Raw genomic sequence first — 12,387 nt, forward strand, 5'->3', positions numbered from 1 at the left:
GTCCTATGACTCACACCGACAATTGATCATCTTGCTTGGACGGGAGACAAGGTATAGGGGAGACACCGAAGTGCAGTGGGAGCAACATGGCGAGCACAAGAGCCCATCAGTCGCCCTGAGGTGTGCGACGTATACTTTTCAGCGACATATATTTGGGATTTTATTTGTTAAAAACACTTTTGTTCTAGTTCCCTCCCTTTACCATGGAAGTTGGTTGCTAATAAGGTTTTTATTATCGAGAATGTAGGCCAATAAAACTAGTTACTCATTACACTTGCTTAATGAGGGAAATTGCCGACAGACTATGTTCAGCGCACATTGATTGCGAATGAAAAAATGCCCGAATAATAGAAATACAAATTACCACTTATTTCTTTTAAAAATCTCTTGATTTCCGTAAATAATCATGGTAAATTTATTATCGTTGTTGAAACAAAAAGCGACATGAATAAGAAGCAAACTAGGTTAAAAAACCTATTGACTTAAACAAGACAGCGTGTTATATTAATGGAGTCGCCATTTTGCAGGCGGACAAAACATTTATTTCTTAAGAGAAAACGGAAGAAAGTTGTTGATTTTAGGAAATTGATGATGATATAATTAGAAAGTTGCAAATTTAACGCAACATATGCATTTGCTCTTTGAAAACTGAACAAAACAACCAGTATGTCAAACAGATGGTAGAGGAAAGAAATCACGAAGTCCGATGGTTCATCTGGACGGTCGATTTCACCCCTTGAAACCATGTGAAAAGCGAAGATATATCATTGATCGGTGTCAATGATAGACAAACTTCATTATTTTATGGAGAGTTTGATCTTGGCTCAGGACGAACGCTGGCGGCGTGCCTAATACATGCAAGTCGAGCGCGGGAAGCAGGCAATAACCCTTCGGGGTTTGCGCTTGTGGAACGAGCGGCGGACGGGTGAGTAACACGTGGGCAACCTACCTGAGAGACGGGGATAACTCGCGGAAACGCGAGCTAATACCGGATAACACTTTTGATTACCTAATGAGAAGTTGAAAGGCGGCTTTTATGCTGCCACTTTCAGATGGGCCCGCGGCGCATTAGCTAGTTGGTGAGATAAGAGCTCACCAAGGCGACGATGCGTAGCCGACCTGAGAGGGTGATCGGCCACACTGGGACTGAGACACGGCCCAGACTCCTACGGGAGGCAGCAGTAGGGAATCATCCGCAATGGACGAAAGTCTGACGGTGCAACGCCGCGTGAGTGATGAAGGTTTTCGAATCGTAAAACTCTGTTGTTAGGGAAGAACAAGTATCGTTTGAATAAGGCGGTACCTTGACGGTACCTAACCAGAAAGCCCCGGCTAACTACGTGCCAGCAGCCGCGGTAATACGTAGGGGGCAAGCGTTGTCCGGAATTATTGGGCGTAAAGCGCTCGCAGGCGGTCTTTTAAGTCTGATGTGAAATCTTGCGGCTCAACCGTGAGCGGTCATTGGAAACTGGAGGACTTGAGTACAGAAGAGGAGAGTGGAATTCCACGTGTAGCGGTGAAATGCGTAGAGATGTGGAGGAACACCAGTGGCGAAGGCGACTCTCTGGTCTGTAACTGACGCTGAGGAGCGAAAGCGTGGGGAGCGAACAGGATTAGATACCCTGGTAGTCCACGCCGTAAACGATGAGTGCTAGGTGTTAGGGGGTTTCCGCCCCTTCGTGCTGAAGTTAACGCATTAAGCACTCCGCCTGGGGAGTACGGCCGCAAGGCTGAAACTCAAAAGAATTGACGGGGGCCCGCACAAGCGGTGGAGCATGTGGTTTAATTCGAAGCAACGCGAAGAACCTTACCAGGTCTTGACATCCTCTGCGATCGGTAGAGATATCGAGTTCCCTTCGGGGACAGAGTGACAGGTGGTGCATGGTTGTCGTCAGCTCGTGTCGTGAGATGTTGGGTTAAGTCCCGTAACGAGCGCAACCCTTGAGATTAGTTGCCAGCATTGAGTTGGGCACTCTAATTTGACTGCCGGTGACAAACCGGAGGAAGGTGGGGATGACGTCAAATCATCATGCCCCTTATGACCTGGGCTACACACGTGCTACAATGGATGGAACAAAGGGCAGCGAAGCGGCAACGCTAAGCAAATCCCATAAAACCATTCTCAGTTCGGATTGCAGGCTGCAACTCGCCTGCATGAAGCCGGAATCGCTAGTAATCGCGGATCAGCATGCCGCGGTGAATACGTTCCCGGGCCTTGTACACACCGCCCGTCACACCACGAGAGTTAGCAACACCCGAAGTCGGTGAGGTAACACGCTTTGCGTGAGCCAGCCGCCGAAGGTGGGGCCAATGATTGGGGTGAAGTCGTAACAAGGTAGCCGTATCGGAAGGTGCGGCTGGATCACCTCCTTTCTAAGGATAGATAGAAGGCGGAAGCGCCCGTTTAGCGACGTACGAACTGGACTGAGCCGAAGGAGATAAAGAAAACACGATGAACGACAGTGAGTCGATGTTGACTTATTGTACGGAGGTAAAGGAAGTTCGCTAGTCGCTGGGCGCCGGAGCTAGATTGTAAGGAGACATACGTGGTTGTTTGGTTCAGTTTTGAGAGAGCAAATCTCTCTATTTGTACCTTGAAAACTAAATAAGAGTACGAACGACATCAAAACATGAATGTGCTTTTGAAACAAAGCAAGATTTAGTTAAGTGAACAAGAGCGCACGGTGGATGCCTAGGTACGAGGAGCCGAAGAAGGACGGGACTAACGCCGATATGTCCCGGGGAGTTGTAAGTAAACGTTGATCCGGGAATTTCCGAATGGGGAAACCCCCTGTTCGTAATGGAACAGGACGTCTATCTGAATACATAGGATAGATGAGGCACACCCGGGGAACTGAAACATCTCAGTACCCGGAGGAACAGAAAGCAAAAGCGATTTCCCAAGTAGCGGCGAGCGAAACGGAATCAGCCCAAACCGAAAAGCTTGCTTTTCGGGGTTGTAGGACACTCCTACGGAGTTACCAAAAAGTGCTTTAGATGAATCGATCTGGAACGATCAGCCATAGGAGGTAAGAGCCCTGTAATCGAAAGAGCATTTTCTCCGGAGTGTATCCTGAGTACGGCGGAACACGAGAAATTCCGTCGGAATCCGGGAGGACCATCTCCCAAGGCTAAATACTCCCTCGTGACCGATAGTGAACCAGTACCGTGAGGGAAAGGTGAAAAGTACCCCGGAAGGGGAGTGAAAGAGAACCTGAAACCGTGCGCTTACAAGTAGTCGAAGCCCGTTAATGGGTGACGGCGTACCTTTTGTAGAATGGACCGGCGAGTTACGATCCCATGCGAGGTTAAGTGGAAGACACGGAGCCGCAGCGAAAGCGAGTCTGAACAGGGCGTATGCGAGTATGTGGTCGTAGACCCGAAACCGTGTGATCTACCCATGTCCAGGGTGAAGGTCAGGTAACACTGACTGGAGGCCCGAACCCACGTATGTTGAAAAATGCGGGGATGAGGTGTGGGTAGGGGTGAAATGCCAATCGAACACGGAGATAGCTGGTTCTCTCCGAAATAGCTTTAGGGCTAGCCTCAAGGGATGAGTACTGGAGGTAGAGCACTGATTGGACGAGGGGCCCTCACCGGGTTACCGAATTCAGTCAAACTCCGAATGCCAGTTACTTGACCTTGGGAGTCAGACTATGGGTGATAAGGTTCATAGTCGAAAGGGAAACAGCCCAGACCGCCAGCTAAGGTCCCTAAGTATACGTTAAGTGGAAAAGGATGTGGCGTTGCTCAGACAACCAGGATGTTGGCTTAGAAGCAGCCATCATTGAAAGAGTGCGTAATAGCTCACTGGTCGAGTGACGCTGCGCCGAAAATGTACCGGGGCTAAACGTATCACCGAAGCTGCGGATTGTTCTTCGAACAATGGTAGGAGAGCGTTCCAAGTGCTGGGAAGTCAGACCGTGAGGACTGGTGGAGCGCTTGGAAGTGAGAATGCCGGTATGAGTAGCGAAAAAAGAGTGAGAATCTCTTTCACCGAAAGCCTAAGGTTTCCTGAGGAAGGCTCGTCCTCTCAGGGTTAGTCGGGACCTAAGCCGAGGCCGAAAGGCGTAGGCGATGGCCAACAGGTAGATATTCCTGTACCACCTCATGACTGTTAGAATGATGGGGGGACGCAGGAGGATAAGGAAAGCGCACCGATGGAATGGTGCGCCCAAGCAGGGAGCGAGTTGGATAGGCAAATCCGTCCAACGCTAACGTGACTTGTGATGGGGAGGGAAATAAAGTACCGAAGTTCCTGATTTCACACTGCCAAGAAAAGCCTCTAGTGAGGTCATAGGTGCCCGTACCGCAAACCGACACAGGTAGGCGAGGAGAGAATCCTAAGGTGAGCGGGAGAACTCTCGTTAAGGAACTCGGCAAAATGACCCCGTAACTTCGGGAGAAGGGGTGCTCACGAGTAGTGAGCCGCAGTGAATAGGCCCAAGCGACTGTTTATCAAAAACACAGGTCTCTGCGAAGCCGCAAGGCGAAGTATAGGGGCTGACACCTGCCCGGTGCTGGAAGGTTAAGGGGAAACGTTAGCTTTTGGGCGAAGCGTAGAACCGAAGCCCCAGTAAACGGCGGCCGTAACTATAACGGTCCTAAGGTAGCGAAATTCCTTGTCGGGTAAGTTCCGACCCGCACGAAAGGTGCAACGACTTGGGCACTGTCTCAACGAGAGACCCGGTGAAATTATACTATGCGTGAAGATGCGCATTACCCGCGACAGGACGGAAAGACCCCGTGGAGCTTTACTGTAGCCTGATATTGAATGTTCGTGCAGCTTGTACAGGATAGGTGGGAGCCTTAGAATCGTGAGCGCTAGCTTACGAGGAGGCACCCGTGGGATACCACCCTGGCTGCACGCACCTTCTAACCCAGAACCGTGATCCGGTTCGGAGACAGTGTCAGGTAGGCAGTTTGACTGGGGCGGTCGCCTCCTAAAGTGTAACGGAGGCGCCCAAAGGTTCCCTCAGAATGGTTGGAAATCATTCGTAGCGTGTAAAGGCAGAAGGGAGCTTGACTGCGAGACCTACAAGTCGAGCAGGGACGAAAGTCGGGCTTAGTGATCCGGTGGTTCCGTATGGAAGGGCCATCGCTCAACGGATAAAAGCTACCCCGGGGATAACAGGCTTATCTCCCCCAAGAGTTCACATCGACGGGGAGGTTTGGCACCTCGATGTCGGCTCATCGCATCCTGGGGCTGTAGTCGGTCCCAAGGGTTGGGCTGTTCGCCCATTAAAGCGGTACGCGAGCTGGGTTCAGAACGTCGTGAGACAGTTCGGTCCCTATCCGTCGTGGGCGTTGGAAGTTTGAGAGGAGCTGTCCTTAGTACGAGAGGACCGGGATGGACACACCGCTGGTGTACCAGTTGTTCCGCCAGGAGCATGGCTGGGTAGCTACGTGTGGCACGGATAAGTGCTGAAAGCATCTAAGCATGAAGCCACCCTCTAGATGAGACTTCCCATCACATCAAGTGAGTAAGATCCCTCAGAGACGATGAGGTAGATAGGTTCGAGGTGGAAGCGTGGTGACACGTGCAGCTGACGAATACTAATCGATCGAGGACTTAACTAAATGGCTTTTAGATGTACGTTACGAACACTCTTATTTAGTTTTTAGGGTATAAATACATAAAACCCTTGCATTTTCGTTTGGAAATGCCTATAATATATCTTGTCTTTCCTTTTCCATAAGGAAGTGCTGATAAGAAAGAGATCGCGTAAGCCGTTAGGTCTGGTAGTCATAGCGGAGAGGTCACACCTGTTCCCATGCCGAACACAGAAGTTAAGCTCTCCAGCGCCGATGGTAGTTGGGGCTTTGCCCCTGCAAGAGTAGGACGCCGCCAGGCTTTACATATGGTAAAAAACATGCTTAGGATAATGATGTACTATAGTTAGGTTGGTTGTCTGTATAAAATCGAAGTACAAGTGGTGTTGTGAATAATAATTTAACGAAGCATGTGCATTTTCACATCCTATTTCATGGAGGATTAGCTCAGCTGGGAGAGCACCTGCCTTACAAGCAGGGGGTCGCAGGTTCGAGCCCTGCATCCTCCACCATTTGCCGGCCTAGCTCAACTGGTAGAGCAACTGACTTGTAATCAGTAGGTTGGGGGTTCAAGTCCTCTGGCCGGCATCATTAAGTAAACAGGAGCCATTAGCTCAGTTGGCAGAGCATCTGACTTTTAATCAGAGGGTCGGAGGTTCGAACCCTCCATGGCTCATCATCATTTGCGGGTGTGGCGGAATTGGCAGACGCGCTAGATTTAGGATCTAGTGTCTTCGGACGTGGGGGTTCAAGTCCCTTCACCCGCACCATTAATAACTTATCGGGCGGAAGTAGTTCAGTGGTAGAACACCACCTTGCCAAGGTGGGGGTCGCGGGTTCGAATCCCGTCTTCCGCTCCATGTCCTGCCGGGGTGGCGGAATTGGCAGACGCACAGGACTTAAAATCCTGCGGTAGGTTACTACCGTGCCGGTTCGAGTCCGGCCCTCGGCACCATATGCGCCCGTAGCTCAATTGGATAGAGCGCTTGACTACGGATCAAGAGGTTAGGGGTTCGACTCCTCTCGGGCGCACCATCATACGGGAAGTAGCTCAGCTTGGTAGAGCACTTGGTTTGGGACCAAGGGGTCGCAGGTTCGAATCCTGTCTTCCCGACCATTGGATAAGGGGCCTTAGCTCAGCTGGGAGAGCGCCTGCCTTGCACGCAGGAGGTCAGCGGTTCGATCCCGCTAGGCTCCACCAAATAACAAACTAGGTTAAAAAAACCTATTGACTTAAACAAGATAGCGTGTTATATTAATGGAGTCGCCATTTTGCAGGCGGACAAAACATTTATTTCTTAAGAGAAAACGGAAGAAAGTTGTTGATTTTAGGAAATTGATGATGATATAATTAGAAAGTTGCAAATTTAACGCAACATATGCATTTGCTCTTTGAAAACTGAACAAAACAACCAGTATGTCAAACAGATGGTAGAGGAAAGAAATCACGAAGTCCGATGGTTCATCTGGACGGTCGATTTCACCCCTTGAAACCATGTGAAAAGCGAAGATATATCATTGATCGGTGTCAATGATAGACAAACTTCATTATTTTATGGAGAGTTTGATCTTGGCTCAGGACGAACGCTGGCGGCGTGCCTAATACATGCAAGTCGAGCGCGGGAAGCAGGCAATAACCCTTCGGGGTTTGCGCTTGTGGAACGAGCGGCGGACGGGTGAGTAACACGTGGGCAACCTACCTGAGAGACGGGGATAACTCGCGGAAACGCGAGCTAATACCGGATAACACTTTTGATTACCTAATGAGAAGTTGAAAGGCGGCTTTTATGCTGCCACTTTCAGATGGGCCCGCGGCGCATTAGCTAGTTGGTGAGATAAGAGCTCACCAAGGCGACGATGCGTAGCCGACCTGAGAGGGTGATCGGCCACACTGGGACTGAGACACGGCCCAGACTCCTACGGGAGGCAGCAGTAGGGAATCATCCGCAATGGACGAAAGTCTGACGGTGCAACGCCGCGTGAGTGATGAAGGTTTTCGAATCGTAAAACTCTGTTGTTAGGGAAGAACAAGTATCGTTTGAATAAGGCGGTACCTTGACGGTACCTAACCAGAAAGCCCCGGCTAACTACGTGCCAGCAGCCGCGGTAATACGTAGGGGGCAAGCGTTGTCCGGAATTATTGGGCGTAAAGCGCTCGCAGGCGGTCTTTTAAGTCTGATGTGAAATCTTGCGGCTCAACCGTGAGCGGTCATTGGAAACTGGAGGACTTGAGTACAGAAGAGGAGAGTGGAATTCCACGTGTAGCGGTGAAATGCGTAGAGATGTGGAGGAACACCAGTGGCGAAGGCGACTCTCTGGTCTGTAACTGACGCTGAGGAGCGAAAGCGTGGGGAGCGAACAGGATTAGATACCCTGGTAGTCCACGCCGTAAACGATGAGTGCTAGGTGTTAGGGGGTTTCCGCCCCTTCGTGCTGAAGTTAACGCATTAAGCACTCCGCCTGGGGAGTACGGCCGCAAGGCTGAAACTCAAAAGAATTGACGGGGGCCCGCACAAGCGGTGGAGCATGTGGTTTAATTCGAAGCAACGCGAAGAACCTTACCAGGTCTTGACATCCTCTGCGATCGGTAGAGATACCGAGTTCCCTTCGGGGACAGAGTGACAGGTGGTGCATGGTTGTCGTCAGCTCGTGTCGTGAGATGTTGGGTTAAGTCCCGTAACGAGCGCAACCCTTGAGATTAGTTGCCAGCATTGAGTTGGGCACTCTAATTTGACTGCCGGTGACAAACCGGAGGAAGGTGGGGATGACGTCAAATCATCATGCCCCTTATGACCTGGGCTACACACGTGCTACAATGGATGGAACAAAGGGCAGCGAAGCGGCAACGCTAAGCAAATCCCATAAAACCATTCTCAGTTCGGATTGCAGGCTGCAACTCGCCTGCATGAAGCCGGAATCGCTAGTAATCGCGGATCAGCATGCCGCGGTGAATACGTTCCCGGGCCTTGTACACACCGCCCGTCACACCACGAGAGTTAGCAACACCCGAAGTCGGTGAGGTAACACGCTTTGCGTGAGCCAGCCGCCGAAGGTGGGGCCAATGATTGGGGTGAAGTCGTAACAAGGTAGCCGTATCGGAAGGTGCGGCTGGATCACCTCCTTTCTAAGGATAGATAGAAGGCGGAAGCGCCCGTTTAGCGACGTACGAACTGGACTGAGCCGAAGGAGATAAAGAAAACACGATGAACGACAGTGAGTCGATGTTGACTTATTGTACGGAGGTAAAGGAAGTTCGCTAGTCGCTGGGCGCCGGAGCTAGATTGTAAGGAGACATACGTGGTTGTTTGGTTCAGTTTTGAGAGAGCAAATCTCTCTATTTGTACCTTGAAAACTAAATAAGAGTACGAACGACATCAAAACATGAATGTGCTTTTGAAACAAAGCAAGATTTAGTTAAGTGAACAAGAGCGCACGGTGGATGCCTAGGTACGAGGAGCCGAAGAAGGACGGGACTAACGCCGATATGTCCCGGGGAGTTGTAAGTAAACGTTGATCCGGGAATTTCCGAATGGGGAAACCCCCTGTTCGTAATGGAACAGGACGTCTATCTGAATACATAGGATAGATGAGGCACACCCGGGGAACTGAAACATCTCAGTACCCGGAGGAACAGAAAGCAAAAGCGATTTCCCAAGTAGCGGCGAGCGAAACGGAATCAGCCCAAACCGAAAAGCTTGCTTTTCGGGGTTGTAGGACACTCCTACGGAGTTACCAAAAAGTGCTTTAGATGAATCGATCTGGAACGATCAGCCATAGGAGGTAAGAGCCCTGTAATCGAAAGAGCATTTTCTCCGGAGTGTATCCTGAGTACGGCGGAACACGAGAAATTCCGTCGGAATCCGGGAGGACCATCTCCCAAGGCTAAATACTCCCTCGTGACCGATAGTGAACCAGTACCGTGAGGGAAAGGTGAAAAGTACCCCGGAAGGGGAGTGAAAGAGAACCTGAAACCGTGCGCTTACAAGTAGTCGAAGCCCGTTAATGGGTGACGGCGTACCTTTTGTAGAATGGACCGGCGAGTTACGATCCCATGCGAGGTTAAGTGGAAGACACGGAGCCGCAGCGAAAGCGAGTCTGAACAGGGCGTATGCGAGTATGTGGTCGTAGACCCGAAACCGTGTGATCTACCCATGTCCAGGGTGAAGGTCAGGTAACACTGACTGGAGGCCCGAACCCACGTATGTTGAAAAATGCGGGGATGAGGTGTGGGTAGGGGTGAAATGCCAATCGAACACGGAGATAGCTGGTTCTCTCCGAAATAGCTTTAGGGCTAGCCTCAAGGGATGAGTACTGGAGGTAGAGCACTGATTGGACGAGGGGCCCTCACCGGGTTACCGAATTCAGTCAAACTCCGAATGCCAGTTACTTGACCTTGGGAGTCAGACTATGGGTGATAAGGTTCATAGTCGAAAGGGAAACAGCCCAGACCGCCAGCTAAGGTCCCTAAGTATACGTTAAGTGGAAAAGGATGTGGCGTTGCTCAGACAACCAGGATGTTGGCTTAGAAGCAGCCATCATTGAAAGAGTGCGTAATAGCTCACTGGTCGAGTGACGCTGCGCCGAAAATGTACCGGGGCTAAACGTATCACCGAAGCTGCGGATTGTTCTTCGAACAATGGTAGGAGAGCGTTCCAAGTGCTGGGAAGTCAGACCGTGAGGACTGGTGGAGCGCTTGGAAGTGAGAATGCCGGTATGAGTAGCGAAAAAAGAGTGAGAATCTCTTTCACCGAAAGCCTAAGGTTTCCTGAGGAAGGCTCGTCCTCTCAGGGTTAGTCGGGACCTAAGCCGAGGCCGAAAGGCGTAGGCGATGGCCAACAGGTAGATATTCCTGTACCACCTCATGACTGTTAGAATGATGGGGGGACGCAGGAGGATAAGGAAAGCGCACCGATGGAATGGTGCGCCCAAGCAGGGAGCGAGTTGGATAGGCAAATCCGTCCAACGCTAACGTGACTTGTGATGGGGAGGGAAATAAAGTACCGAAGTTCCTGATTTCACACTGCCAAGAAAAGCCTCTAGTGAGGTCATAGGTGCCCGTACCGCAAACCGACACAGGTAGGCGAGGAGAGAATCCTAAGGTGAGCGGGAGAACTCTCGTTAAGGAACTCGGCAAAATGACCCCGTAACTTCGGGAGAAGGGGTGCTCACGAGTAGTGAGCCGCAGTGAATAGGCCCAAGCGACTGTTTATCAAAAACACAGGTCTCTGCGAAGCCGCAAGGCGAAGTATAGGGGCTGACACCTGCCCGGTGCTGGAAGGTTAAGGGGAAACGTTAGCTTTTGGGCGAAGCGTAGAACCGAAGCCCCAGTAAACGGCGGCCGTAACTATAACGGTCCTAAGGTAGCGAAATTCCTTGTCGGGTAAGTTCCGACCCGCACGAAAGGTGCAACGACTTGGGCACTGTCTCAACGAGAGACCCGGTGAAATTATACTATGCGTGAAGATGCGCATTACCCGCGACAGGACGGAAAGACCCCGTGGAGCTTTACTGTAGCCTGATATTGAATGTTCGTGCAGCTTGTACAGGATAGGTGGGAGCCTTAGAATCGTGAGCGCTAGCTTACGAGGAGGCACCCGTGGGATACCACCCTGGCTGCACGCACCTTCTAACCCAGAACCGTGATCCGGTTCGGAGACAGTGTCAGGTAGGCAGTTTGACTGGGGCGGTCGCCTCCTAAAGTGTAACGGAGGCGCCCAAAGGTTCCCTCAGAATGGTTGGAAATCATTCGTAGCGTGTAAAGGCAGAAGGGAGCTTGACTGCGAGACCTACAAGTCGAGCAGGGACGAAAGTCGGGCTTAGTGATCCGGTGGTTCCGTATGGAAGGGCCATCGCTCAACGGATAAAAGCTACCCCGGGGATAACAGGCTTATCTCCCCCAAGAGTTCACATCGACGGGGAGGTTTGGCACCTCGATGTCGGCTCATCGCATCCTGGGGCTGTAGTCGGTCCCAAGGGTTGGGCTGTTCGCCCATTAAAGCGGTACGCGAGCTGGGTTCAGAACGTCGTGAGACAGTTCGGTCCCTATCCGTCGTGGGCGTTGGAAGTTTGAGAGGAGCTGTCCTTAGTACGAGAGGACCGGGATGGACACACCGCTGGTGTACCAGTTGTTCCGCCAGGAGCATGGCTGGGTAGCTACGTGTGGCACGGATAAGTGCTGAAAGCATCTAAGCATGAAGCCACCCTCTAGATGAGACTTCCCATCACATCAAGTGAGTAAGATCCCTCAGAGACGATGAGGTAGATAGGTTCGAGGTGGAAGCGTGGTGACACGTGCAGCTGACGAATACTAATCGATCGAGGACTTAACTAAATGGCTTTTAGATGTACGTTACGAACACTCTTATTTAGTTTTTAGGGTATAAATACATAAAACCCTTGCATTTTCGTTTGGAAATGCCTATAATATATCTTGTCTTTCCTTTTCCATAAGGAAGTGCTGATAAGAAAGAGATCGCGTAAGCCGTTAGGTCTGGTAGTCATAGCGGAGAGGTCACACCTGTTCCCATGCCGAACACAGAAGTTAAGCTCTCCAGCGCCGATGGTAGTTGGGGCTTTGCCCCTGCAAGAGTAGGACGCCGCCAGGCAAAATTAAAAAAGCTGGAATGCACTAGTGCATTCCAGCTTTTTTCTATATTTAAAGATTGTTACATGCTGTCATTATTGTTATTTTTATATATAAGCAAATAGACTTTTTTCGATGGTTAAAACGTTAAAACGTATATGGCATCATATATATAATTGGAGAATCTCTAAACGATGTATCTTTACTAATTCACTGTGATATTAATATGGAAATAGAGATTGGAGGGTGGG

Annotated in this window: 9 tRNA genes and 6 rRNA genes; all 15 read left to right on the forward strand. The window is 50.6% G+C overall.

The window, feature by feature from the left end:
- The first annotated feature begins 801 nt into the window (after positions 1-801).
- A 16S ribosomal RNA gene (locus tag KFZ56_RS00735) occupies positions 802-2,373 on the forward strand.
- 288 nt (positions 2,374-2,661) lie between these two features.
- Positions 2,662-5,580 (forward strand): 23S ribosomal RNA (locus tag KFZ56_RS00740).
- 158 nt (positions 5,581-5,738) lie between these two features.
- Positions 5,739-5,854, forward strand: a 5S ribosomal RNA gene (gene rrf / locus KFZ56_RS00745).
- A gap of 135 nt (positions 5,855-5,989) precedes the next feature.
- Positions 5,990-6,065, forward strand: a tRNA-Val gene (locus KFZ56_RS00750).
- A gap of 3 nt (positions 6,066-6,068) precedes the next feature.
- A tRNA-Thr gene (locus KFZ56_RS00755) sits at positions 6,069-6,141 on the forward strand.
- 15 nt (positions 6,142-6,156) lie between these two features.
- Positions 6,157-6,229, forward strand: a tRNA-Lys gene (locus tag KFZ56_RS00760).
- 9 nt (positions 6,230-6,238) lie between these two features.
- Positions 6,239-6,323: transfer RNA gene (locus KFZ56_RS00765), tRNA-Leu, on the forward strand.
- Positions 6,324-6,338: 15 nt separating this feature from the next.
- Positions 6,339-6,413, forward strand: a tRNA-Gly gene (locus tag KFZ56_RS00770).
- A gap of 6 nt (positions 6,414-6,419) precedes the next feature.
- A tRNA-Leu gene (locus KFZ56_RS00775) sits at positions 6,420-6,508 on the forward strand.
- 3 nt (positions 6,509-6,511) lie between these two features.
- A tRNA-Arg gene (locus KFZ56_RS00780) sits at positions 6,512-6,588 on the forward strand.
- 5 nt (positions 6,589-6,593) lie between these two features.
- Positions 6,594-6,670, forward strand: a tRNA-Pro gene (locus KFZ56_RS00785).
- Between the two features lie 8 nt (positions 6,671-6,678).
- A tRNA-Ala gene (locus KFZ56_RS00790) sits at positions 6,679-6,754 on the forward strand.
- Between the two features lie 351 nt (positions 6,755-7,105).
- Positions 7,106-8,677: ribosomal RNA gene (locus tag KFZ56_RS00795) — 16S ribosomal RNA — on the forward strand.
- A 288-nt stretch (positions 8,678-8,965) separates the two neighbouring features.
- Positions 8,966-11,884, forward strand: a 23S ribosomal RNA gene (locus KFZ56_RS00800).
- A gap of 158 nt (positions 11,885-12,042) precedes the next feature.
- Positions 12,043-12,158, forward strand: a 5S ribosomal RNA gene (rrf, locus tag KFZ56_RS00805).
- Together the 16S, 23S and 5S rRNA genes with 9 tRNA genes alongside form the textbook arrangement of a ribosomal RNA operon.
- Positions 12,159-12,387: the final 229 nt, after the last annotated feature.

Source organism: Virgibacillus sp. NKC19-3 (assembly GCF_019837165.1).
In the GTDB taxonomy this organism is placed as follows: domain Bacteria; phylum Bacillota; class Bacilli; order Bacillales; family Amphibacillaceae; genus Virgibacillus_L; species Virgibacillus_L saliphilus.